Annotated in this window: 27 protein-coding genes, 2 tRNA genes and 6 pseudogenes; 18 read left to right on the forward strand and 17 right to left on the reverse strand. The window is 66.9% G+C overall.

Going from position 1 to position 22,624, the window contains the following annotated elements; all coding sequences use genetic code 11:
• Positions 1–83: 83 nt before the first annotated feature.
• Positions 84–775 (forward strand): annotated as a pseudogene (locus GNX96_RS18860) (IclR family transcriptional regulator).
• A 121-nt stretch (positions 776–896) separates the two neighbouring features.
• Here the strand turns inward: GNX96_RS18860 and GNX96_RS18865 are convergent.
• From GNX96_RS18865 to GNX96_RS18875, 3 genes are all read right to left on the reverse strand, one after another.
• Positions 897–2,027, reverse strand: coding sequence for a type III PLP-dependent enzyme domain-containing protein (locus GNX96_RS18865; protein WP_279580789.1), 1,131 nt, complete (start codon positions 2,025–2,027; stop codon positions 897–899).
• Between the two features lie 91 nt (positions 2,028–2,118).
• Positions 2,119–2,334, reverse strand: coding sequence for a hypothetical protein (locus tag GNX96_RS18870; RefSeq protein ID WP_163569093.1), 216 nt, complete (start codon positions 2,332–2,334; stop codon positions 2,119–2,121).
• Positions 2,307–2,795, reverse strand: coding sequence for a TetR/AcrR family transcriptional regulator (locus GNX96_RS18875; protein WP_163569094.1), 489 nt, complete (start codon positions 2,793–2,795; stop codon positions 2,307–2,309). Before GNX96_RS18875 ends, GNX96_RS18870 begins: the two co-directional genes overlap by 28 nt.
• A 130-nt stretch (positions 2,796–2,925) precedes the next feature.
• On the opposite strand from GNX96_RS18875, the gene GNX96_RS18880 reads away from it, so the two are divergent.
• Genes GNX96_RS18880 through GNX96_RS18890 form a run of 4 tightly spaced genes read left to right on the forward strand, consistent with a single transcriptional unit; the run spans position 2,926 to position 6,879 of the window.
• A complete protein-coding gene (locus GNX96_RS18880) occupies positions 2,926–4,302 on the forward strand; it encodes a GH1 family beta-glucosidase (protein ID WP_279580790.1) in 1,377 nt (458 codons plus the stop codon).
• Entirely contained in the window at positions 4,299–5,249 is a 951-nt protein-coding gene (locus tag GNX96_RS18885; protein WP_279580791.1) for an MFS transporter, read from the forward strand. The genes GNX96_RS18880 and GNX96_RS18885 overlap by 4 nt, the downstream gene beginning before the upstream one ends.
• Positions 5,132–5,563: an MFS transporter gene (locus GNX96_RS53085; RefSeq protein WP_279580834.1), complete on the forward strand. Its 432-nt coding sequence runs from the start codon at positions 5,132–5,134 to the stop codon at positions 5,561–5,563. Before GNX96_RS18885 ends, GNX96_RS53085 begins: the two co-directional genes overlap by 118 nt.
• Entirely contained in the window at positions 5,560–6,879 is a 1,320-nt protein-coding gene (locus tag GNX96_RS18890; protein WP_279580792.1) for a D-arabinono-1,4-lactone oxidase, read from the forward strand. The genes GNX96_RS53085 and GNX96_RS18890 overlap by 4 nt, the downstream gene beginning before the upstream one ends.
• Here GNX96_RS18890 and GNX96_RS18895 read toward each other — a convergent pair.
• A complete protein-coding gene (locus tag GNX96_RS18895; protein WP_163569095.1) occupies positions 6,876–7,415 on the reverse strand; it encodes a TetR/AcrR family transcriptional regulator in 540 nt (179 codons plus the stop codon). The two genes, GNX96_RS18890 and GNX96_RS18895, sit on opposite strands and share 4 nt — an antisense overlap.
• A gap of 291 nt (positions 7,416–7,706) precedes the next feature.
• Between GNX96_RS18895 and GNX96_RS18900 the strand changes: the two genes are divergently transcribed.
• Entirely contained in the window at positions 7,707–8,147 is a 441-nt protein-coding gene (locus GNX96_RS18900) for a nuclear transport factor 2 family protein (RefSeq protein ID WP_163569096.1), read from the forward strand.
• A gap of 22 nt (positions 8,148–8,169) precedes the next feature.
• Positions 8,170–8,874 (forward strand): hypothetical protein, encoded by a 705-nt coding sequence (locus tag GNX96_RS18905; RefSeq protein ID WP_163569097.1) that lies wholly within the window; start codon positions 8,170–8,172, stop codon positions 8,872–8,874.
• Positions 8,875–8,909: 35 nt separating this feature from the next.
• Here GNX96_RS18905 and GNX96_RS18910 read toward each other — a convergent pair.
• A pseudogene (locus GNX96_RS18910) lies at positions 8,910–9,793 on the reverse strand (RNA polymerase sigma-70 factor).
• Positions 9,794–9,931: 138 nt separating this feature from the next.
• Here GNX96_RS18910 and GNX96_RS18915 point away from each other — a divergent pair.
• Positions 9,932–10,420, forward strand: a pseudogene (locus tag GNX96_RS18915) (carboxymuconolactone decarboxylase family protein).
• Here GNX96_RS18915 and GNX96_RS18920 read toward each other — a convergent pair.
• Positions 10,413–11,279 carry a helix-turn-helix domain-containing protein gene (locus tag GNX96_RS18920; RefSeq protein ID WP_163569098.1) on the reverse strand — a complete coding sequence of 289 codons (867 nt, stop codon included), beginning with the start codon at positions 11,277–11,279 and terminating at the stop codon, positions 10,413–10,415. The pseudogene GNX96_RS18915 and the gene GNX96_RS18920 overlap by 8 nt on opposite strands.
• 53 nt (positions 11,280–11,332) lie before the next feature.
• Here GNX96_RS18920 and GNX96_RS18925 point away from each other — a divergent pair, with 53 nt between their 5' ends.
• Entirely contained in the window at positions 11,333–12,385 is a 1,053-nt protein-coding gene (locus GNX96_RS18925) for a Gfo/Idh/MocA family protein (RefSeq protein WP_279580794.1), read from the forward strand.
• A gap of 83 nt (positions 12,386–12,468) precedes the next feature.
• Here the strand turns inward: GNX96_RS18925 and GNX96_RS18930 are convergent, their stop codons facing one another.
• Complete coding sequence (locus tag GNX96_RS18930; protein ID WP_163569099.1) at positions 12,469–13,206, reverse strand: pyridoxamine 5'-phosphate oxidase family protein; 738 nt, start codon at positions 13,204–13,206, stop codon at positions 12,469–12,471.
• Between the two features lie 11 nt (positions 13,207–13,217).
• Here GNX96_RS18930 and GNX96_RS53090 point away from each other — a divergent pair, with 11 nt between their 5' ends.
• Both GNX96_RS53090 and GNX96_RS53095 read left to right on the forward strand, forming a co-directional pair.
• On the forward strand, positions 13,218–13,496 hold the full coding sequence (locus GNX96_RS53090) for a hypothetical protein (RefSeq protein WP_279580795.1): 279 nt from the start codon (positions 13,218–13,220) through the stop codon (positions 13,494–13,496).
• On the forward strand, positions 13,493–13,804 hold the full coding sequence (locus GNX96_RS53095) for a dihydrofolate reductase family protein (protein WP_279580796.1): 312 nt from the start codon (positions 13,493–13,495) through the stop codon (positions 13,802–13,804). Before GNX96_RS53090 ends, GNX96_RS53095 begins: the two co-directional genes overlap by 4 nt.
• 73 nt (positions 13,805–13,877) lie before the next feature.
• Here GNX96_RS53095 and GNX96_RS18940 read toward each other — a convergent pair whose 3' ends face one another.
• Positions 13,878–14,243, reverse strand: a complete 366-nt coding sequence (locus GNX96_RS18940) for a VOC family protein (protein WP_313885701.1) — start codon at positions 14,241–14,243, stop codon at positions 13,878–13,880.
• Positions 14,244–14,317: 74 nt separating this feature from the next.
• Entirely contained in the window at positions 14,318–14,605 is a 288-nt protein-coding gene (locus GNX96_RS53100; protein ID WP_279580798.1) for a hypothetical protein, read from the reverse strand.
• Between GNX96_RS53100 and GNX96_RS64035 the strand changes: the two are divergent.
• The 3 genes and pseudogenes from GNX96_RS64035 to GNX96_RS64040 all read left to right on the forward strand — a co-directional run.
• A pseudogene (locus tag GNX96_RS64035) lies at positions 14,519–14,872 on the forward strand (DUF222 domain-containing protein); the annotation flags it as partial. The gene GNX96_RS53100 and the pseudogene GNX96_RS64035 sit on opposite strands and share 87 nt — an antisense overlap.
• 73 nt (positions 14,873–14,945) lie before the next feature.
• Positions 14,946–15,524: pseudogene (locus GNX96_RS18950) on the forward strand (DUF222 domain-containing protein); the annotation flags it as partial.
• On the forward strand, positions 15,449–15,679 hold the full coding sequence (locus tag GNX96_RS64040; RefSeq protein WP_163569162.1) for an HNH endonuclease signature motif containing protein: 231 nt from the start codon (positions 15,449–15,451) through the stop codon (positions 15,677–15,679). The pseudogene GNX96_RS18950 and the gene GNX96_RS64040, both read left to right, overlap by 76 nt.
• Before the next feature lie 114 nt (positions 15,680–15,793).
• On the opposite strand, the gene GNX96_RS18960 is transcribed toward GNX96_RS64040, so the two are convergent.
• Positions 15,794–16,705 (reverse strand): CehA/McbA family metallohydrolase, encoded by a 912-nt coding sequence (locus GNX96_RS18960; protein ID WP_163569101.1) that lies wholly within the window; start codon positions 16,703–16,705, stop codon positions 15,794–15,796.
• 11 nt (positions 16,706–16,716) lie between these two features.
• Here GNX96_RS18960 and GNX96_RS53105 point away from each other — a divergent pair, with 11 nt between their 5' ends.
• The 3 genes from GNX96_RS53105 (at position 16,717) to GNX96_RS18970 (ending at position 17,673) form a co-directional block, all read left to right on the forward strand.
• Entirely contained in the window at positions 16,717–16,884 is a 168-nt protein-coding gene (locus tag GNX96_RS53105) for a hypothetical protein (RefSeq protein WP_279580799.1), read from the forward strand.
• Between the two features lie 83 nt (positions 16,885–16,967).
• Complete coding sequence (locus GNX96_RS18965; protein WP_163569102.1) at positions 16,968–17,150, forward strand: hypothetical protein; 183 nt, start codon at positions 16,968–16,970, stop codon at positions 17,148–17,150.
• A gap of 328 nt (positions 17,151–17,478) precedes the next feature.
• Positions 17,479–17,673 carry a hypothetical protein gene (locus GNX96_RS18970; RefSeq protein WP_163569103.1) on the forward strand — a complete coding sequence of 65 codons (195 nt, stop codon included), beginning with the start codon at positions 17,479–17,481 and terminating at the stop codon, positions 17,671–17,673.
• A gap of 184 nt (positions 17,674–17,857) precedes the next feature.
• Here GNX96_RS18970 and GNX96_RS18975 read toward each other — a convergent pair whose 3' ends face one another.
• Positions 17,858–18,022, reverse strand: coding sequence for a hypothetical protein (locus GNX96_RS18975; RefSeq protein WP_163569104.1), 165 nt, complete (start codon positions 18,020–18,022; stop codon positions 17,858–17,860).
• A gap of 40 nt (positions 18,023–18,062) precedes the next feature.
• On the opposite strand from GNX96_RS18975, the gene GNX96_RS18980 reads away from it, so the two are divergent.
• Complete coding sequence (locus GNX96_RS18980) at positions 18,063–18,455, forward strand: DUF5946 family protein (RefSeq protein ID WP_163569105.1); 393 nt, start codon at positions 18,063–18,065, stop codon at positions 18,453–18,455.
• Between the two features lie 36 nt (positions 18,456–18,491).
• Here GNX96_RS18980 and GNX96_RS18985 read toward each other — a convergent pair whose 3' ends face one another.
• The 6 genes and pseudogenes from GNX96_RS18985 to gltX all read right to left on the reverse strand — a co-directional run bounded on the left by GNX96_RS18985 (position 18,492) and on the right by gltX (position 22,617).
• Positions 18,492–18,797, reverse strand: coding sequence for an alpha/beta hydrolase (locus GNX96_RS18985; RefSeq protein WP_313885702.1), 306 nt, complete (start codon positions 18,795–18,797; stop codon positions 18,492–18,494).
• Between the two features lie 242 nt (positions 18,798–19,039).
• Positions 19,040–19,948: an alpha/beta fold hydrolase gene (locus GNX96_RS18990; protein ID WP_163569107.1), complete on the reverse strand. Its 909-nt coding sequence runs from the start codon at positions 19,946–19,948 to the stop codon at positions 19,040–19,042.
• An 83-nt stretch (positions 19,949–20,031) separates the two neighbouring features.
• Complete coding sequence (locus GNX96_RS18995; RefSeq protein WP_279580800.1) at positions 20,032–20,571, reverse strand: TetR/AcrR family transcriptional regulator; 540 nt, start codon at positions 20,569–20,571, stop codon at positions 20,032–20,034.
• A 276-nt stretch (positions 20,572–20,847) separates the two neighbouring features.
• Positions 20,848–20,920 (reverse strand) — tRNA-Glu (locus GNX96_RS19000).
• A 78-nt stretch (positions 20,921–20,998) separates the two neighbouring features.
• Positions 20,999–21,070 (reverse strand) — tRNA-Gln (locus GNX96_RS19005).
• Positions 21,071–21,155: 85 nt separating this feature from the next.
• Positions 21,156–22,617: pseudogene (gltX, locus tag GNX96_RS19010) on the reverse strand (glutamate--tRNA ligase).
• Positions 22,618–22,624 lie beyond the last annotated feature (7 nt).

Consider the following 22,624-nt stretch of genomic DNA (forward strand, 5'->3'; position numbering starts at 1 on the left):
GCGGAACAGCGACCTCCGGCATCGCCGGTAATGGCAGTGCGCCTGCCAACGCGGACGGTACGGGCAGGTCGGTCGGCCGATCGATCGCCAGTGGCGTCGGCGTTCTGGACAAAGCGGTCGCCATTCTGGCCGCCACCGTGGACGGCGCCAGCCTCGCCGAACTCGTCGATCGCAGTGGTCTTCCGCGGGCGACGGCGCACCGGCTCGCGCAGGCGTTGGAGGTGCACCGGCTGTTGATTCGGGACGCGCAGGGCCGGTGGCGGCCGGGACCGCGGCTCGGCGAGTTGGCGAATTCCGCGCCCGACGTGCTGCTCAATGCCGCTGGTCCGGTGTTGACCGCTTTGCGGGACGCGACCGGCGAAAGCGCGCAGCTTTACCTGCGCCGCGCCGAAGAACGCATCTGCGTGCGTGGCCGCCGCCGAGCGGTCCAGCGGGCTGCGGGACACCGTTCCGGTGGGTGCCGGGCTGCCGATGACAGCTGGCTCGGCGGCGCAGATTCTGCTCGCCTGGGAACCGCCGGAATCGGTGCTGCCGCTGCTGCCACGGGCCCGGTTTTCCGGCCGTACGCTCGCCGAAGTGCGCCGCCGCGGCTGGGCCGCCCGCCGGCGAGCGGGAGCCGGGAGTGGCCAGCGTGTCCGCGCCGATTCGGGACCGCGGTGGCCGGGTGATCGCCGCGGTCAGCATTTCCGGCCCGATCGAGCGCCTCGGCCGCCGCCCCGGCGACCGGCACGCCGTCTCGGTCGTACGAGCCGGCCACCGACTTTCCGGTCTGTAGAAAGCCCGGAGGCCAGCTGCCGTAGTGACATGAGCACTTCTCCGCCGGACCAGGAAATCGCCACCGCGTTCAAGCTCGCGCTGGACCTGCCCGCACTGCACCTGCCCGCACAGCCTTACGTCTACCCGAAAGCCTGACCTTCGCCGCGATAGGTCGGCACCGTGTCGACAATCCGGCCGCCGTCGATGAGGTGCAGATCGTTGACGTGCTCGCAAAGTTCGCCGGCCTTGCCGTGCCGGAACCAGACCCGCTCCCCCACCCGCAGCGAGTCGGCTGCAGCGCCGCGCAAGGGCGTCTGCACTTCGCCGGCGCCCTCGGAGTCGATCATCCGCAGCCCGGCTGGGAAAACCGGCGCCGGCACCCGGTTCGGCAACTGCGGGCCGGACGCGATCCAACCGGCGCCGCCGACGGTGACGATGCCGGCCGCCGGCCGGCGGGTCACCGCGAGCGCGAACAGCGCTGACGGATAAGGCTTGAAGGCCCGGTATTCATCGAAAAGTCGCGGCGCGTAGAGGCCGGACCCGGCGGCCACCTCGGTGATCGCAGACTCCCGTACGGTCCGCTCGACACTGCCGGTGCCGCCACCGTTGACGAATTCCAGGTCGGCGAGCACCGCCACGGCCGCCACCACCGCGGCCCGGCGCTGCATCAGCTCGGCCGCGGACGCCGCCTGCACGGCCCGGATCGCGAGGCCACGCAAGGGATTGCCCGGCGGCCGGTCGCCCAGGCCGGCGATCTGCCCTTCGTACGACATGATGCCGACCAACCGGAATCGCGGCCGGTCCACGATTTTGCGGGCCAGCGTGACAGCGGAGGCGACGCTGTGCACCGGGGAGCGCCGGGTGCCCAGGTGCACCCGGCCACCGGCGAGCCGCAGGGAGGCGTCCAGGTCCAGGCACAACCGCAGCGGTGGCCCGGAAATCCCGGCGACCGCGGCCTCGATCAGGTCCAGGTGCTCGGTGCTGTCGACCATCAATGTGACGCGGGCAGCCAGCCTCGCGTCCATCGCCAGCCGCCGCAACGATCCCGCGTCGGTGGTCGGGTAGGCCACCACCACGTCATCGAAATCCGCTGCCAGCCACAGCGATTCGGCCAGCGAGTACGACAGAATCCCGGCGAAACCGTCGATCGCCAGCACCTGGCGCAGGATGTCCCGGCAGCGCACCGATTTGCTGGCCACCCGGATCGGCCGGCCGGCGGCCCTGCGGACCAAGTCGGCCGCGTTTGCCCGCAACGACGGCACATCCACCACCGCGAAGGGGGGCGCGAGACCAGCGGTGGCCTCGTCCAGGATGGCGCGGCTGAGCTGCGGGACGGGATTGCGGGAGAAGTAACAGTCATCGTCACGCCCGGCCCGCCGCGGCCGGCCGGCGACGTTCTCGACGGGCCGGCCGAGCGGCCCGCGTCGACGGTGCCAGTCGGTTCGCCCGGCTGAGCGCGGCGAACTGGTCCGCGCTCGCGTCCAGCACCGCGAGGGCCTGCGCGGAGTCCCGGTCCACCAGCCAATTCAGCGTCAGTCCGTCCAGCAACGTCACCAACATCCGGGCCAGTACGTCCAAAGGCAGCAGCCACTCGACTCGACCTCGCACGCGACTCCGATCCGCTCGATCATCTCCCGGCAGCCGGCCTGATACCGCGCGTACTGCCGCTGAGCCAGGTCCTCCAGCCCGGGCGTACGCAGCGCGACCTGAGTCAGCTCGTACAGCACCTGATGCTCTCCAGGGGCTTCCTCGACCAGCTGCCAATACGCCCGGAGTGCGCCGCGAATGGTCACCTCAAGACCGTCTTCGGGCGTCAGCACGTCGGCCGCGGCCCGCACCTCGCGGGCCACCATCTGCTCCGCGAGCTCACCGAGCAGCTCGTTCTTGGACCGGAAACAGTAGTGGAAACTGGAAAGTGGCATGCCTGCCTCGGCGGCGATGGCCCGGGTGGTGGCCGCGCCGACGCCGTCGGCGGCCATCACCCGGAAGGCGGCGGCGACCAGCTGGCGCCGCCGCTCCTCGGCCGGGATTCGTACCACGGGGGCCTCCTCGTCCGTCGCAGGATCCCAGAATGCGGTCGGCCAACCGTCTTAGTCAAGCGTTTCGGACACTTGACTAAGACGGTTGACCCATTCACACTTGCCGGCATCGCGGCGAGAGGATGCCCTGTTGAGAGCCACTGTGACAGCCAACGGACCGGGCCGCCTGCCGGCGGACTTCGACTGGGGCGTGGCCACGTCCGCGTACCAGATCGAGGGGGCGAGCGACGCCGACGGCCGCACGCCATCGGTGTGGGACACCTTCGCCGCGGAGCCCGGCCGGATCGCCGGCGGCGACCTCGCCGACCCCGGTTGCGACCACTACCACCGGTGGCGGGACGACCTCGATCTGCTGGCCGGGCTCGGCGTCCACTCGTACCGGTTCTCGATTTCCTGGTCCCGGGTGATTCCGGGCGGTCGTGGTACGGGCAATCCGCGAGGACTCGCTTTCTATGACCGTCTTGTCGACGCGTTGCTCGCCGCCGGAATCGACCCGGTGATCGCGCTCTTTCACTGGGATCTGCCGCAGGACCTGCAGGACGCGGGCGGCTGGACCGCTCGCGACACCGCTTACGCTTTCGCCGACTACGCCCTGGAAATCGGCACCGCGCTGGCCGACCGGGTGAGCCGCTGGGCGACCATGAACGAGCCGTTCGAACATTTCGCGCTGGGCCACGTGATCGGCCTGCACGCGCCCGGCCAGACGCTGACCGGCGACGAGGCTTTCTCGGTGGCACACCATCTTCTGCTTGGCCACGGCCTCGCCGCGCAGGCGCTGCGGACCACTGGCGCCCGGCAGGTCGGCCTTATCAACAGCTATGCACCCGTACGACCGGCATCCACGGACCCGGCCGACGGCCCCGCCGTTTCCGCGCTGGATGCGATCCAAAACCGGCTTTTCACCGATCCGGTGCTGCTCGGCGGATATCCGGCCGGGCTGGAAGCGTTCGGGATGGACCCGCACGGCGCCCTGGTACGGCCCGGCGACCTGCAGGAAATCGCCACCCCGCTGGACTATTTGGGCGTCAACTACTACACCGTCCTTGGTGCCGGCGCACCGCAGGACGGCGACCCACTGCCATTTCGACTGACAGATCCGCCCGGGTACGAGCACACCGCGTCCGGTTGGCCGGTGGCGCCGGTCGGGATGCGGGACACTCTGCAGATGTTGCGAGAGCGCTACCAACAGGCCCTGCCGCCCTTGTACGTCACCGAAACCGGCGCGGCCTACGACGACAAGCCGGACGCCGAAGACTTTTGTGACGACACCGAGCGGATCGCCTTCCTGCGCGCGCATGTGGCCGCGGTCGCCGACGCGGTCGAGGCCGGTGTGGACGTACGCGGCCTGATGGTGTGGTCACTGCTGGACAACTTCGAGTGGGCCGAGGGCTTCGCCAAACGCTTTGGCCTGGTGCAGGTGAACTTCGAAACCGCCAAGCGCACCCCCAAAGCCTCTTACCAGTGGTACCGAGATCTGATCAAGCAGCAATCCGAGGCGACCTCGTGAGCGCCGTACAACCGGTGCCACTCGCCGATCATCCGGTGGCGTTGACCGAGCCGAAAGTCCGGGTGTCCCGGCTGTGGATCGCCCTGCTGTCACTGTCCAATGTGGGGCTGTGGCTGGCCTTCCTCACGCCGGTGGAAATCCTGCTGCCCAACCAGATCGCCGCGCTGGACCCGACCGGCAAGGTGATCGCGCTGAGCTGGGTGACCGGCGCGGGCGCCGCGGTGTCGGTGGTGGCCAACCCGCTTTTCGGCGCGCTGTCGGACCGTACGGTCTCCCGCTTTGGCCGCCGGCATCCGTGGACCCTGTGCTCGATGATCACCGGCGCGATCGCGGTGGTGTTGGTGGGCCTGCAAACCAGCGTGCTGGGCGTCGCGATTTGTTGGATGGCCGTGCAACTCTGCCTGAACGCGATGACCGCGACGCTGACCGCGGCGGTGCCAGACCGGGTGCCGGCCGAACAGCGTGGCCTGGTGTCGGCGTGGGCCAGCCTGCCGCAGGTGATCGGCCCACTGATCGGCATCGCGCTGGTCACTGTCCTTATTGCCAGCCAATCTGCCGCGTACGCCGCGCTGGCCGTTCTGTTGATCGCGCTGGCGCTGCCGTTTGTGTTGCTGACCAAGGATGATCCGCTGCCCCCGCAGGCTCGGCCGGCCTGGTCCCTGAGCCGATTTCTGCGCGGCTTCTGGGTGAGCCCGCGAGCGTACCCGGACTTCGCCTGGGCCTGGGCGTGCCGTTTCCTGGTCCAGCTCGGCAACTTCATGATGACGCTCTACATTCTCTACTTCCTCACCGACGCCGTGCACTATCCCGATCCGCAGACCGTTTTCTCATTGTCACGGCCGCTTTCAGCGCCGGCATCCTGCTCACCTGCATCACCGGCGGCGCCATCAGCGACCGGCTGGGCCGGCGCAAGGTCTTCGTCTTCGGGTGTTCGATCGTCCAGGTGATCGGATCGCTGATCGTGGTCGGCTGGCAGACCTGGCCGGCCACCCTGATCACCGGACTGGTGCTGGGCCTCGGATTCGGGATGTACTTGAGCGTCGACCAGGCGCTGATCACCCAGGTGCTGCCGGTTGCCAAGGACCGCGCCAAAGATCTCGGCATCATCAACATCGCCAACTCCGCGCCGCAGGTGCTCGCGCCCGCGGTGGCCGGGGTGGCCATCACCTATCTCGGCGGATATCGCGGCATGTTCCTGCTCGCCGCGGTCGTCACCTTGCTCGGTGCCCTCGCCGTCATCCCGATCCGGAGCGTTCGATGACTTCACCCATCTCCCGCTGGTCCAACTGGGCCGGCAACCAGCGCGCCACCGGCGTGACCGTGCACCATCCGCGTGGTACGGCCGAAATAGCCGCGACGGTGGCGCGGGTCCGGTCCGGCGGTGGCCGGCTGAAGGCGATCGGCAGCGGCCATTCCTTCACCGCGATCGGGCGGCCGGAAGGCCATCAGGTGGCTTTCGACCGGCATGCCGGACTCGTCGCGCTGGACCGCGCGACCGGCCTGGTGACCGTCGAGGCCGGTATGACTATCCGTACGCTCAACGCGATCCTGCGCCAAGCCGGGTTGTCGATGACCAATCTTGGTGATATTGACAAGCAAACTGTCAGCGGCGCGGTCTCCACTGGTACGCACGGCACCGGCGCCACCTTCGGCGGGATCGCCACCCAGATCCGCGGGCTGGAACTGGTGGTGGCCGACGGCACCGTGCTGACCTGTACGGCCAAGGAAAACCCAGAGGTCTTCGCCGCCGCCCGGGTCGGGCTCGGCGCGCTGGGACTCATTTCGACGGTCACTTTCCAGACCGAGCCGGCTTTCGCGATTTGCGCGGAAGAAGGACCAATGCCTCTAGACGAGGTGCTGTCCGGTCTGGACGCGCTCGCCGACGGGACCGACCATTTCGAGTTCTACTGGTTCCCGCACACCGAGGTGGCGCTGACCAAACGCAACACCCGGCTGCCGTACGACACCCCGCTTTCGCCTTTGCCACGCTGGAAAACCATGGTGGACGACGAGCTGCTCTCGAACGTGGCCTTCGCCGGCGTGATCGGGCTGTCCCGGCGGGTGCCAGCTGGCATTCCGCGGCTGAACCAGCTCACCGCTCGCGCGCTGGGCGCCCGTACGTTCACCGACTACTCCTCGGAGATCTTCGTCTCGGCTCGCCGGGTGCGGTTCGTGGAGATGGAGTACGCCGTGCCGCGCGCCGACTTGGCGGCTGTGGTCACCGAAATCCGGTCCATGATCGAGAGCACCGGCCTGCGGATTCCGTTCCCGATCGAGGTGCGAGTGGCCGCGGCGGACAACATCGCACTGTCCACGGCCGCCGGCCGGGAGAGCGGCTACGTCGCCGTCCACCTGCCCATTGGCACCGACTTCTGGCCGTACTTTCGCGCGGTGGAAGCGATTGCCGGTCAGGTGCAAGGCCGGCCGCACTGGGGCAAAATGCACAGCCTCGACGCGTCCGCGGTGCGTGAGCGCTATCCGCGGTTCGACGAGTTCGTCGCGCTGCGCGACAAGCTCGACCCGACCGGACTGTTCACCAACGCCTATCTCGACCGGGTGCTGGGCGGTCGGAGCTAAACCTTCGCGCGCATTCCGTCGGTGACGACGGTGACCAGGTGTCCGACCCGGCTCGGATCGGGCAGCTGGTCTTTGGCTCGCAGGCAGCCAAACAGCAGCGCCCACACGTCGTCCAGATCCAGGTCAGGGCGAACCGCGCCGGCGGCCTGAGCCCGCCGGAGCAACTGGCCGGCGACCTTCCAGATCTGCTCGGACCCGCCGCGAAATCCGTAACCGCTGGACAACTCGAGCGCGTCGACCAACGCCTTGTTCAGCGATGCCTGCTCGATCTTGCGGGTGAAGAACTCGAAGAAAGCGGCGCCCGCGTCCGGCGTCGCCAGCAGTGCCTCCCCGTCCCCCAGCAGCCCCTGCACCCGCTCGGCGACGACCGCCTCAAAAAGCGCCTCTTTGGTGGGAAAATGCCGATAGACGGTGCCGGCGCCGACGCCGGCCCGGCGGGCGATCTCGTCCAGCGGCACCGCGAGACCCTGTTCGGCGAAGACCTCCTCGGCAGCCGCCAACACTCGGAGCCGGTTGCGGCGAGCGTCGGCTCGCATCGGGGGGGGGCCGCAGTTTCCGGCGCGGCAGCGGCAACCGCGGTCTCTTTCGCCATCACCCGAGTATCCCCTTTTCTCGGCTTTTGACAAACGGGGCGAGCGTTCCGTATATTTGAAGAAGCGGGGCGTACGTTCCGCTTGCATTTTCGGGGGACGAGGAGAGACATAAGCACAACGGCGGCGACCCCCAGGTCGTCGTGGTCGAATTCGAGGCGTACGGCGTCACGGTCAGCACCGGCGAGAAACTTCCGGCACTCACCGCCTGATTCCGACCTTTTCTCAGGAGATCCCATGGTTGACAACAGCCCCCGCAAGGTCGTCGAGCGATTCATCGAGGCCTCGGCCCGAGGCGCGTACGACGAGCTCGTCGATTTCTACGCAGAAGACGTGGTCATCGAGATACCTTTTGCCCCGCCCGGTTTTCCGCGGGTTTCGGACGGCGGCCGGGAGGAGTTCCGGGCCCGTACCAAGACGATCGAGGGCCTGTGGACGATTGATGGCATCGACCCGGTACGAATCCACGAGACCGCCGATCCGGAGGTCGTCATCGCCGAATTCACTATGCACCGGACAGTCACCGCGACCGGGAAGCCGATGAGCGGTGACTACATCATGGTGATAACAGTCCGGGACGGCCTGATCGCACATTCTCGCGACTACGCCAATCCGATGGCGAGCGCGGTGGCATTCGGTCGGCTACAGGAACTGGTTGACGCGTACGAAAGTCAGTGATGTTCCAAAAAAAAAGGCGAGGGTGACGTTTGAGCAATCAAACGTCACCCTCGCTGCGGGGATTTTCTATCGAGCGGCAGGCGGCAGTGGTGCCGCCGAGTCGCTGGCCGGCGGAGGTGCCGGCGAGTCGGTGGCCGGCGGCGGCGCCGGGGAGTCCGAAGTGGACGGTGGCGGCGGCGAGGCCGGCGGGCACGGGCTGCCCGGGGCCGACGGCGGTGCACTCACGGGCGGAGCACTGACCGGCGGGGCCGAGACGGGTGGGGCACTCACCGGCGGTGCACTCACCGGCGGAACGCTCTCGGGCGGCGCTGGCGGTGCGCTGACCGGCGGCGCCGACGGGTCGTCGCTGTCCCGGAGCCTTGGCATCGCGGACGCCGGGGTGCTGTCGGTCGGCGCCGGAGCCGCCGTGTCAGTCGGTGGTGGTACGGGGCAAGGCTGGCACGCGCCGGGTGGCGGGCAGGGGTCGTACGCCGCTCCCGCGCGGGACATTCCCGCGCCGACGAGTGCCGCCAGCACCACAGACGCGCCGGCCACCACAGTGATGGACGTGACGATCCTGGGCCACCGCTTTCGTTCCGTGCCTTCCATCGGTCCTCCCTGGTTCTCGGTCTGGATACGTCGGCCGCCGCACGCTCAAAACACGCTTACCGCAGCTCACAGCCATATCCTTGACCAGGTCAGCGTCCCATTAGTACCGATTTCTGGCAAATTGTCCTTATCCCATTAGTCCCATTGACCCGTACCGCCTCACCCGACACGCGCTTAGCGGCTCAGGGTCGTCTCGTGCTCCATTCGGGACAGCTTGGCGGGATTGCGTACGGCGTAAAGGCCGGTGATGAGTCCGTCGTCGACACGTACCGCGATGACGGTGTCGATCTCGCCGTCGAGGTGCAGGAGCAGCGCCGGGCAACCGTTGACCTGCGCCGGCCGCAGCGACATCGTGGTGGCGATCCGCCCCAGCCCGGCCGCCAGCAGCCGGCCCACCTTGTCGGCGCCGACAATCGGCAGGCGTACGGCCTGTACGACGCCGCCACCGTCGCCCAGGAAAACCACGTCGTCGGGCGCGAGGACGTCCAGCAGCTGTTGCAGATCGCCGGTTTCCACCGCCCGCTGGAACGCCTCGAACGCGTCCTTGGTCTCGGCCCGGGAAACCGCCCCACGCGGCCGGCGCGCGGCGACGTGTTCGCGGGCCCGATGGGCGATCTGGCGAACCGAAGCCGCGTTCTTGTCGACCGCTTCGGCGATCTCCTCGTACCCCAGCCCGAACACCTCACGCAGCACGAACACCGCCCGCTCGGTGGGCGTGAGGGTCTCCAGCACCAGCAGCATCGCCATCGAAAGGCTGTCCGCCAACTCGACGTCCTCGGCCACGTCGGGGGTGGTCAGCAGTGGCTCGGGCAGCCACGGGCCGACGTACGACTCCTTCGGCGGCGACCCAGCGTCCGCAACCGTCCGAGCGCCTGCCGGGTGGTGATCCGGACCAGGTACGCGCGCTGGTTCCGGACGGTGTCGAGATCGACGCCGGCCCAGCGCAGCCAGGTTTCCTGAAGGACGTCCTCGGCGTCAGCGGCCGAGCCGAGCATCTCGTACGCGACGGTGAACAGCAGATTGCGGTGCTCAACGAATGCCTCGGTGGCCCCATCCATAAGTGGCTCCTTCGCTTTCCCATCAGACGCCGAGCACCAGCGTCTTGTGACAGTGGCGTAGGTCACCGTCACAACCGTCGAACAGCCGGCATCTCATGTTCGTCCACCGCACACAAAGACCACGAGTGAGGACGAGTCATGGACCCCCGATTCAACCTGTTCGACAACGAGCTCGCCGCCAAGTTCGGCAAGCGGTTCGCCAACACCAGCATGGTCATCGGCCAGTCGCCGCTGCCCAAGTCGACCCAGGCGCTGGTCAGCCTGCGGGCCAGCCAGATCAACGGCTGTGGCTTCTGCACCGACATGCACACCAAGGACGCGCGGCGGCCGCCGGCGAGACCGCGGTCCGGCTCCACCTGGTCGCCGCCTGGCGGGAGGCCACTGTGTTCACCGACGCCGAGCGGGCCGCGCTGGCGCTCACAGAGGAGGGCACTCGGATCGCGGATGCCCACGTCGGCGTGTCCGACGAGACCTGGGCGCAGGTACGCAAGCACTACGACGATGACAGAGACCGCCGCGCTGCTGTGCCTGGTCGCGCTGATCAACGCGGCTAACAGACTCAACGTCATGGTGCGTACGCCGGCGGGTTCGTACCAGCCGGGGATGTTCGACACTCTGGTCAGCTGACCGGATCATGGTGCCGCCGAAACGCCGCCGGCGGCATCCCGCAGGTGGTGGTGAACGCCGTATAGAAGCGGCTGATAGAGCCAAAACCCGACCGAGTGGCCACCCGCTCGATCGGTAGGTCGGTGGTGACCAGGAGGCGGCGGGCCTCGGCGAGCCGCCGCCGAACCAGGTAGTCACCGATCGTCATGTGCATGACCTTGCGGAACTGCGGCATCGCGTAGTTGGAATGCAGGCGTACGGCGGCGGCGATGTCGGCGATCGTGAGCGGCTCCCGGAAGTGTTCGGCGATGTGCCGGACCATCGCGACGACCTGGCGCAGCGTCGGGTCCGCCCCGGAATACTGGCGTACGGGCTGGCCGACCGTACCCAGCGCGAGGCGACGGACCCGCGCCTGGACCTCCAGCAACGCGATCTGCCGGCGCTCGACCTCGGCGCTGGCCAGGTCCGCAGCCCATTGGGTGAAATGCGACGGATCCGTGGGGGTGGCGGCCGCCGGCGCGGACACCAGCGGGACGCCGGACAGCAGGCGGGTGACCAGCTGATCCGGCAGTCCCCAGCCCAGGAACGTCTCGAACGGGACGTAGATCCAGTGCGCGCGGGTCGCGGAATTCGCCACCAGCTGATGGGGCACGGCGGCCCAGAACGCGGCCAGCAGCCAGCCAGGCCCGACCTCGACCGGGACGCCACCGAACAGGTAGAGCATCGTGCCGCCGTCGGCCACCAGGTTGAGCTCCAGGTCATCGTGCTGGTGGGCGGCATGCATCACGGCCGGCTCGCCGGCCCACCCGACCAGTCCCCCGGACGCGACCTGAGGATCCAAGACCTTCTCGCTTTCATCGCTGAAGACTTCGCGGATCATAGGCTCCTAGCGTCAAGGGCGTCCACGATTCGTTCCCCAGCGAGGAGCTCAGCGTGTTTTCTCTTGCTGTCGTTGGAGCTGGCCAGTTCGCCGGCCAGTTCGCGCGGCTGTGGCGCCTACATCCGGGTGTGGGCGACATTTTCGCGACCGACCTGTTGCCCGAGCGCGCCGAGCGACTGGTCGCCGACCATGGTTTGGCCGGGGCCTTGCCGTCATTCGACGTGGTGCTGGACTCCGAGGTCGACGCGGTGGCGATCTTCACCCAACGCTGGTTGCACGGCCCGCTGGTCGTACGGGCACTACGGGCCGGCAAACACGTCTATTCCGCGGTGCCGATGGCGGTGACGGAACAGGAGATCGCGGACATCATCGACGCCGTACGCGACACGGGTCTGACGTACATGATGGGCGAGACCAGCCACTACAACCCGGCGACCGTGCATGCCCGCAACCAGGTCGCGGCGGGTGCGTTCGGACGGCTTTTCTACGCCGAAGGCGACTACATCCACGACATGGATCTCGGATTTTACGAGGCGTACCAATACAGCGGCGGCGAGCAGTGGAAGTCAACCGCGAGCTATCCGCCGCTGATGTATCCGACGCATTCCATCGGCGGCATTCTCGGTGCCTGGCAGACGTACGCGACCAGTGTGTCCGCGATCGGTGTCGTGGACCAGCGCGGCGACGGCGTCTTCGACCAGAAAGTCAGCATGTTCGAGAACGACTTTTCCAACGCCACCGGACTTTTCGAGGTAGCCGGCGGCGGATCCTTTCGTACGAACGAATTCCGCCGGGTCGGCTATCCGTCTCTCACATCAGGGAATCCCGTTTTCGGTTCTTCGGCACCGAGGGCAGCATGGAGCAGTTGGCGACAGTCAGCCTCTGGCAGGACAAGAACGGCGTCGAGGACATCACCGATCAGCTTTTGCCCAGTGCCGTACGAGATGTCAACGACCCCTCCCTCGCCCACGTCGCGCCCGCTCTGCGCGACGCCTTCACGTCGGGCTCCGCACCCGTACACGACCGGTCGCGGTTGCCCACGGAATTCGCCACCGCGGGCAACGGCCACGAAGGCAGCCATCATTTCCTCGCCGACGATTTCGTGACGGCGGTGAACACCCGATCGTTGCCGCCAGTCAACGCCTGGGTTTCGGCCCGCTACACCTTGCCGGGCATCATCGCGCACCAGTCAGCGCTCAAAGGCGGCGTCCGCCTGGACATCCCGGAGTTCGGCGAAGCCCCTGCCTGACCTACCCGAGGTCGACGGTGACTCGAGAGTCGGCGCCGGTGGCGCCGCCGCGCGTACGAGGACGGAATGTTCGAGGGCGGTTGCCCGATAGAGCCGGTAAAGCCCTGAATCACGCAGCTCAGCGAGGGTGAAATGTTTCTCGCGCGGAAGTCGGCGGTGGTAGATCGCGGCCGCTTCCTCGATTTCGTCGTCGGGCACTTTTGTGGCTCGCGCGCTGAGGTACACGGCTTCGGCCTGCCCGATGGGTACCCGCGAGTCGTAGATCGCCATGCTGACCTGCGGACGCAGAGCGATGTTGCGGGAATGCCGGGTGTCCGGTCCGGAGACCCAGAAGAATTCGCGACAGTCCTGATGGGAAAAGAAAATGGGGCTAACCCACGGCGTTCCGTCCGCGTCGGCGGTGCCCAACGCCAAGTATTTATGGTCGGCGATCAGTTCACGTACACGGTCCGCGGTGGTCACATGACTACCGGCAGCGAGTGCCATCGCTCCTCCTTCGGTTGGTACGCCGACGATCTCCGCCACCGGGCGTACCGGCATCTGTGGCACCACGGATTCTGCCCCAATCTGTCGGTGGCCGGCCAGCGACTCCGCGACCACGCCGGCTTCCAGCTGCTGCGCGCCGCGTCGCGATGAGTTTTGTGGTCGGTGGCAGTCTGTTCCACTGTCGACGATCACCGGAGGGTTCCATGGGCAAGGTCTTCACCCACATGACGATGTCGCTAGACGGATATATCGCCCAGCCAGATGACCAAGTTGGGGAGTTGTTCGAGTGGTACGACGCCGGCGAGGTGGTGGTGCCCAGCGGCAACGAGGGAATCGGGTTCGCCCTTGATCCGGCGAGCGCCGAAATGCTCAGCGACATCATCGCGAACACCGGCGTACTGGTCGCGGGTCGGCACCTTTTCGACATCACCAACGGCTGGGGGGAGACCACCACCCCGTCGGCGCGCCGGTCGTGGTCGTGACGCACTCACTGCCGTCCGACGCGGGCAAGTGGCCCCGGGCGACTTTCGTCAACGGTGTCGGGGCGGCCGTCGACCGAGCCAAGGAGATCGCCGGCGACAAGAATGTCTGCATCGCGAGCACGACGGTCGCCCGGCAGGCGCTGGAACTCGGCCTGGTCGACGAAGTGTGGGTGAGTCTCGCACCGGTCATTTTCGGGGAAGGTATCCGCTATTTCGGCGCGCTGGCCGGCGGCCACCAACTGCTCGAGGATCCGACCGTCATTCAGGGCAAGCGCGCCGTACACCTGCGCTATCCCGTACGCCGGTGATCTTGTCGTTGTCGACTCCCCTGCATCTGGTTCAACAGGCTCCTGGTTCCAGGCGTAGCCCGGGAGCCAGAAGTCAGCTGGGTTGCCACAGCTCGAGCCGATTGCCCTCCGGATCGGTGACCCAGCCGAACTGCCCGACACCCTCCATCTCCTGAGTTTCCTCGGCCACGTCCGCGCCCTTGGCGCGCAACTGAGCGAGCATCGCGGCCAAGTCACGGACCCGGAAGTTGAGCATCGTGCGTTGGTCGCGAGAACCGAAATAGTCTGTCCCGGACTCGAAAAGTCGCGAAGACCGTCTCCCCGGCCTCCGGACGCCAGATGCCGTTCTCGTCGGTGTCCAAGCCCAGGCAGTCGCGATACCAGGCACCCAGCGCCGCCGGATCGGTGGCCCGGAGGAAGTATCCGCCAATTCCCAGCACATGTTCCATGTCAGTATCATGCCAGGACCGCGCTCGTACGATGAAGCGACACATAGCCGGGTTGTGTTGTGCTTAGGCCTTGAACGCGCACGCTCTACGTTTTGTTGGGGGCATTGAGAAAATGAGCATGTCCTGATAGGCGAAACGCGGTCAAACTGTCAGTGGTGACGGTAGAATTAGTGTCATGGCCGCTGGCGAGGAAGTCCCCACTCCAGAGCTCTGGATGTGTCGCCCCCGGCAACTGGCCGACCTGCTGCGCGAAGCTGAACAGGACGTCCGGCGCCGGCAAGCGCGGGTGCTGGATATTGTCGCGGCGATTCACCAGAACAAGGTCGGGAAGGCTCTCGGGCACGAAACCACCATCGGCATCGGCATGCTCCAAGACAACCTGCTGCTATCGCCCACCGAAGCCGGTCGACGTCTCAAACGAGCCCTGAACCTGTGCAACAGCGAAACCCTCACCGGTGAAACACTCGCACCCAAGCTTGGCATTGTCAGTGAATCCATGCGTCGAGACGAGCTCGCGGACTCCCAAATCGACACCATCATCGGCATCGTCAACAAACTCCCCGCCCGCGTCAACATCAAAGAACGCGAAGACGCAGAGACTTCCCTGGTGGAACACGCGAAAAGCTACCCCGCCCGCCGGCTCGTCGAACTCGGCCAACGCATCCACGACCACCTCGACCCCGACGGCCCCGCACCACCGAACCGAACGCGAAAACGAGAAACCCAGGCGCGAACTAAACCTGCACACCGGGAGAGACGGACGGCTGAACTTCAGCGGCTCCTTCGACGGCGAAACCGGCACCCTGTTCAGCGAGATCCTCAGCCCCCTAGCCAAACCTCGTCCCGCCGAAGACGGCCGCCCCGACCAACGATCAGTTTCCCAACGCAATGGCGACGCACTCGCCGATGCGCTGAACCTCATCGCGGACTCCGGGAAACTCCCCATCCAAGGACAAGAACGCCCCCACCTCACCATCACCATCACCATCACCATCACCATGGACTGGGAACTACTCCGCGAACGCCTCGGAGTCGCATACGCGCACACCGGCACCGCCATCTCCCCCGAATCCGGCCGCCGCCTCGCCTGCGAAGCCGACATCATCCCCATGATCCTGGGCCGCAACAGCGTACCGCTCAATGTCGGACGCACCGAACGACTCATCCCCATACAACTCCGCAAAGCGCTGATAGCGCGAGACAAAGGCTGCGCCAAATGCGGCAGACCACCCCGCTGGTGCCGCGCCGCCACCACGTGGTCCACTGGGCCGACGGTGGCCATACATGCCTAGAAAACTGCGTACTTCTCTGCGACGCCTGCCATCGCCTCATCCATCACAGCGACTGGGAAGTACGCATCATCGACGGAACCGTCGAATTCATACCGCCAGCGTACAGAGACCCCGAACGAAGACCCATCCGCGGCATTAACCAACTCGCCGCATAAATACACCCGGCCGCCAGGCACCACCACGCCCGGCGGCCCAGACCCTGCAAACGGGGAGGATGGACCGACTCAAACCCCTTACTGTAAGAGCATTTTCCCCATGGGTACGACAAGTCATTGGTTCGCGGTTTCGGCGACTGTGCGGTAATAGGTACGAGCGTCATCCAACACCGCGACCAACTCACCGAGGCGCTCGTCGCGTGTCTCCGGCGCGAAGTGGCCGTGCTCAGTGGCAAACGCCTGCAATGTGTCGAGAAAATCCAGGCACCAGCTGGCGTCCGCCAGTCGCGCGACCCGACGACCGGCGATATCCACGTATATCGGCGATGTATGCGCCAACACGCTGCTGTCCAGCACGTCCAGGTGCTTCGGGCCACGGGCGATCGCGGCATACCAGCCCGGCTTGTCCACTGTGGACTCGAAAGTGAGCTCGCCGGATTCTCCAGCCGCCAATACGCCGTCCGGTCCGACGATCGTCAGCTCCTTTACGCCCGGACCAGTGACGGTCGCGGTCATCGTCAGCCGGTCGCCAGATCCGAGATCCAGCACGTCGCCCGGGCCATGGCCATTGACCGCGAACGTCAGCCACGGACCGTTGGTGACGATCGTACGGCCGGCCCGAATGGCGGTTTGAAAGGCGGCTACCGACAGTTGTTCGTCGCCGAGATGGGCATAGACCCGCGCCCAGCCGGGCGGGTTGGACGCTACCACCGGGCCGTGCGAGAAGGACAGAAACACGTCCGTACCCGCCGTGGCCGCGAGCCGGATACCGCAGGAAAGCAGCCGGTGGTAAAGGAAAATCGCGCCTTCGTGCATCAACGGCGACAACACGTCCACCGAGTCGACGACACCGAGCGCCGCGTCCGCGACGAGCTCGCGCGCCTCCACCGACCGTGGGTAGCCAAAGAACTGGTCGGTCGACCAGTCCGGCGGAAATGCCGAATGCGACGGATGCGCATATCCGACGGTCGCGGAAAGGGACCGCAGTTCCTCGCTCGCGCGCGGCCTTGTTGGGTGGCCAATCATCAGCGTGCTCGGTGCCTTCGAAACCGGAGAAATACTTTTTCGGCGGCGCGGTCACGCCGAGCCCATGGACGTGTCCGAGCAGGTTGTTCCGGTATTCCACACCCATCCTCGCCACCGCGTCACTCGACGACCAGGGCAGGTCGACACCGGCGAAGGATTCGAGCATTTCCCGGTCGTAGACGTGTGCGCCATGGAAGTTTCCGGCCACCAGGTTCATCAGATGTAGACCTTCGCCGACCTGCATTCGGGCCGCATCCCGCGGATGACAGACCAGATCGCCACTGTAGTTCTGGTGAACGTGCAGATCGCCGCCGTACCAGCCGCCCGCCGCCGGATCGATCAGCCGGTGCGGCTCACAGTCCACCGGTACGGTCTGGCCCGGCTCCGGTCGAACCTCGATTTCGGTACGGTCAAACTCCATCCCGCGCGTACAGACGACACGTAGGTCATCGACCGGGACGCCAAGAGTGACGGTGCCGGCATGGAAAAACGGCCGATGATGGATGTCCCATTTCTTCAGGACGTCGTCCGGAAACCAGGCGCCACCAGTCGAGTCGGTCACCGACCAGCGAGCACATTGCGAGGCGGAGAGCCGCAGCTCGGCCGCCGTGCACGGACGTACCGCATCCGTCACGTCCAGTTGCACCCCGCCGAACCGGACGACCAGAATATTTTCCACGTCTGTGACGACAATAGCCGCGGCACGCGGCGCGATCGTCACGTCCTGGCCAGCCACCGCAAGCGTGATTTCCCGATCCAGAGCCGAATCCACGATGACATCGATCTGTCGCCGGTGGCCGGCGATCACCGGGCGCGCCGGCCCACAGCGCGCGGCGAGAACCCCGGACTCGCTCACACCGACCACCACGATCCCGGCCGGAACCTGGGTCACCGATCAACTGCCGAACCGCCGCCGCCGAGTCTCCGCCGGTCTGTTCAAGGGCCTCAAAAAATGGCCCGATCAGTGAGAACCGTGCCCACCGGAAAATATCCGGCATGACCTCATCGCCCCAGTCCCAGCCGTTGCGGTCCCGCAGACGCCGATAGTGGGCCAGCGCCTCGATGACCTCCGCCGGCAGATCGAGCGTCATGGTTTCGTGGCAGCACATGATCCGACCCTGTCAGAACAACCGCGATATCGCACGCATGCTGTCAGTGCAGGGCGAGGGCGATGTCCCCTTCGCTGGTGGGGCCGCAGGTCCGATCGCCCGAACTGATCCGCCGCGCCAAAACACCGGCCGCCTGCGCCCCGACGTCGTCCTGGACGACCTCATCGTCAGCACGAATGGCGGCCTCCCGGCGCTTTGTCGTACTCATGCTCCAAGCGTGCCAAACCTCATTGACGGAGACTGAACAGATGGCTACCGACGAGGAGTTGTTCCACGCATTGCTGGCGCTCGACCATTCCCGGCAGCCGCCGTGGGGACCGTTGCACGGCGCGGTGGTCGCGGCGTACGTCCTCCAGCACGAGACGGCGACGCGGATCCCGCGCGACGACCAACGGTTGGAGACACTGCGTGCCTTCGTCGGCGGGCGGCTCGGGGAATTCACCGCGGGCTTGGTACGGCGCAATTCCCATCGCCGTCCCCCAAGCGCCAAGCGGACAGCGTCGGCAGAGCTGGTCGGGCCGCCGCGAGGCTTCACCGTCACGATCGCGGACGTGGCGGTCGACGGCACCTTCCCGGCTGACGGCTACGAGGACCGCCTTCGCGCTTGGGCCACCGACGTACTGAGCGCTTGGTCAGGATGACGATGAAGCGGCCAGGCAGCGCATTCGCGGCAGTGATCAGTCGGTGCAGATGGTCCCGCGGGCGGGCAGCTCGCGATCGATGAGGTAGTCGTTCATGGCGTTCTGAACGCACGCGGAGAACAGGAACATCGAGTAGTCATCGCCGTCCCGGGTCAGTACGACGCTGCCAGGCAGCTGGCGTGACAGGCCCAAGGCCCAGGTGTACGCGGTCGAGGACTGGTGTGTCGACTGGATGATCAGTGCGGGTGCGCGCGCCGCGCGCCGGAGTCGTGTGGGGCCGGTCCGCGGGCACGGGCCAGCCCAGGCAGCCCGCCATGGTGGTCCAGCCCGCGACCGCACCACCCAGGTGTGGAGACAGCTGGGCGGCGAGCCGTTCGAGCTGGTCCAGCTGCCGGTAGGAGGTGGCGACGGGCGGGGTGTCCAGGCAGGCGTGAGTTTGCGCCTCGACCCGATTGAGGGTCTTGTCCTGGACGACAGTGAAGGCGCTGGCGTCGCCGTTCAGTGCGGCGAGAATCGCGGTGGCGAGTCGCGGCCACTGCGGAAACCTGATGTTCAGGTAGTCCTGTACGGCCGCGCGGATGTCCTCACCGGACAGCGCGCGCCGCGAATCGCTGGTGGGGATCGGGTGCCGGTCGGCCTTCCGCGACGAGTCGGTCGAACAGACCCGCCACATCCTGGCCGGCCAGTGCGCAGGTTCCGGTGGTCTGCGTACGGCACCAGTCGGCAAATCGGTCGAACGACTCCTCGGCCGTACGGATTTCGGTGGTCAGGCGGTCAAGTGGCGACAGGTTGTCCGCCAACGCGCTGTCGGCGATCATCGTTCGCAACCGGCCGGGGTAGAGCTGAGCGTACGTCTTGCCCAGCAAGGTGCTGTAGCCGATGCCGTACCAGCTCACCTGGCGCTCACCAAGCCCGACGCGGACGGCCTCCACGTCACGAGCCGCACTGACAATATCCAGATGAGCCAGCAAGGCCTGCTGCGACTTTCCGCACGAGGCCGCCAGCGCCCTGTTGTTGGCCTCCAACACCTCGAACTGCGCCTCGCTGCGCGGAAAGTAGGTCACGCCAGGTCCGCGTTGTGGCCGGCCGGCGCAGGTGGTCGGGTCGCTGTGGCCGACACCTCGCGGGTCGACCGCGACGAGGTCGAACCGCTGGGCCATGGCGGAATTGCCGACGCCGAATTGCAGCGCGTAGCCCAGTTGCTCGATGCTCGACCCGCCCGCGACGTCGTTGAGCAGCAGGCTGCCGATCCGGTGCGCCTGATCGCCGGCCTTTCGGCGTACCAGGGAGAGTTCGGTCTCCCCAGACCGGGGACGCGTCCAGTCCACCGGTACGCGCAGGGTGCCGCAGTCCAGTCCGGCCAGGTCCTGCTGGGTGCAGGACTGCCACCCGATTCGCTCGGGCGCCGGTGGCACGTGCGCGGTCGCCGGCGATGACGCGGTCATCGCCAGTGCGATGGCCATTCCGGCCGCGGCCAGGGTCGCGATCTTCATACGATTTCTCCTACTGTGATGTGAGTGGTTGACCACTCACTTATCGGTCAGAAAGAAGGCCGCCGAAGCGGCTTCGGGGTTGATCAGAAGTGCCGGATGCCCGCTCCGAGGGTCTTCGCCCACGGGGCGTCCACCGCCGCGGTATCCAAGGCGATCAGCAGGTTGCACAGCAGTCCGACCGCGAAGAACCGCTGGATCTCGGGGTCGGCGGCACCGGAAACGGCCCGTACATATTCGACCTGCTTGGCGTAGTAGGCCCGGACCGCGTCGCGAATCGCGGGCTCGCTGGTGGCACAGTTCGCCTGCATGAGCACCATCAGCAGGTCCCGGTCGGCGATCAGCCGCGCGTACGCCTGCCCCAACGCGTCGAGCACCTCGGCGGGGCCGCTGCCCCGCGCGGCGGCCGCCGCGGTGGCGAAGCACTCGGACATGCGCAACGAGCAGTGCCCGATCACCTCGACGAACAGCGATTCCTTGTCCGGGAAGAGCCGATACACGTACGCCTGCGAGATGCCGGCCCGAGCAGCGACCTCACTGGTTGTCGTTCCGTAATATCCCTTCGCCGCGAAAGCGTGGATCGCCGTCCGCAGCACGGTCTCGCGACGTTCGTCCGCGGTGGACAACTGGCGGGACGTTGATCCTCTCGGCATGTGAGTAATAAACCACTCACACCTTGCCGAAGTCAACCTATCGCTCCGGTCAGTGGGGTAGTGCCGTCAAAACCACCGCGCGAGCATCGACCAGGACGAGGAGTAGCGACTTGGCCGTGCATTTGCCGTAGACAGCCGTACAACACCGGATACAGCTAGCGCCAGTCGAACGTAGGCTCGACTGGCGCTTGCCGTATCTCGGCTGGTCAGCGCCATATTCGCGCTGGTCAAACCCTGCTTCACAGCTTGTAGCCCCGACGGGATTCGAACCCGTGCTACCGCCTTGAGAGGGCGGCGTCCTAGGCCGCTAGACGACGGGGCCCTAGAACCAACTCCACACGTGCCCCCGGCACCGATACTGCCGGTGCCGGGTGGTGGTTCCCTGGTGGAACCGGAACCGCTGGGGTACCAGGACTCGAACCTAGACTAACAGGGCCAGAACCTGCCGGGCTGCCAATTACCCCATACCCCAATGCGCTTTTCAGCGCCCTGACTGCGCTGTGAACAATACCGGACGGTGTTCCAGCCTTCCAAAGCGGGGCGCCGTGACGCGGGACTCAGCTCTGCGCGCGGCGCAGCCGCGACAGGCTGCGGTCGCGGCCGAGCAACTCCATGGATTCGAAGAGCGGCGGCGAGATCGTACGACCGGTGACAGCCACCCGGATCGGCGTATATGCCTTGCGGGGCTTGAGGCCCAGGCCGTCGATCAGGGCCGCTGAAAGGGCCCCTTCGACGGCGGCGGTGTCCCAGGTCTGCAGCGGCTCCAGGGCCGCGACGGCGGCGGCGAGTACGGGCTGGGCGTCAGTGCCGAGGTTCTTCGCGGCCACCTCCGGGGCCGGTGCCGCGTCCTCGTCGCTGACGAAAAGGAAGCTGAGCATCGTGACGGCATCGGACAGGGTGACGATCCGCTCGGCGACCAGCGGGGGTGGCGGCGGCCAGCACGGCCGGGTCGTACGTCAGGCCGGCGGCCGTCAGGTGGGTCCGCAGGCGGCTGGCGAGGTCGTCGACGGAGAGCAGCCGGATGTGCTGGGCGTTGATCGCCTCGGCCTTCTTCTCGTCGAAGCGGGCCGGGTTGGGGCTGATGCCGGTGCCGTCGAAGGCGGCGGTCAGCTCGGCGGGGCTGAACACGTCGCGGTCCGGGCCGATCGACCAGCCGAGCAGCGCGAGGTAGTTGATCAGGCCTTCTGGTACGAATCCGCGCTCGCGGTAATACCACAGGTTGGTCTGCTCGTCGCGTTTGGACAGCTTCTTGTTGCCTTCACCGCGGACCAACGGCAGGTGCCCGTACGTCGGCATAACCGTCGCTACACCGATGTCGGCAAGCGCGCGATAGAGACCGATCTGGCGAGGGGGGGTGGACGGCAGCAGGTCCTCACCGCGCATGATGTGGGTGATCCGCATCATCGCGTCGTCGACCGGATTCGTCAGCGTGTAAAGCGGCTTCCCGTTCGCGCGTACGAGCACCGGGTCCGGCACCGACCCGGCCGGGAAGGTCACGTCACCGCGAACCATGTCGACCCACGAGATGTCCTGGTCGGGCATCCGCAACCGCAGCACCGCCTCGCGGCCCTCGCCCTGGTACGCGGCTCGCTGCGACTCGGTCAGCTGCCGGTCGAAGTTGTCGTAGCCGAGCTTGGGGTCGCGACCGGCGGCACGGTGCCGGGCCTCGACCTCCTCGTTGGTCGAATACGCCTCGTAGACGTGACCGGCGGCCCGCAGCTTGGCGACCACGTCGGCGTAGATCTCGGAGCGCTCACTCTGCCGGTACGGCCCGTACGAGCCGCCCAGCTCCGGGCCTTCGTCCCAGTCCATGCCGAGCCAGCGGAGCGCTTCCAGCAGCTCCTGATACGACTCCTCGGAGTCGCGGGCGGCATCGGTGTCCTCGATCCGGAACACCAGCTGGCCGCCGTGATGGCGGGCGAAGGCCCAGTTGAAGAGGCACGTACGCATCATGCCGATGTGCGGGTGGCCAGTGGGCGACGGGGAGAAGCGGACCCGTACCGCGGGATCAGTAGTCATAGCCTCC

It is taken from the genome of Fodinicola feengrottensis (assembly GCF_010993775.1).
In the GTDB taxonomy this organism is placed as follows: Bacteria; Actinomycetota; Actinomycetes; order Mycobacteriales; family HKI-0501; genus Fodinicola; species Fodinicola feengrottensis.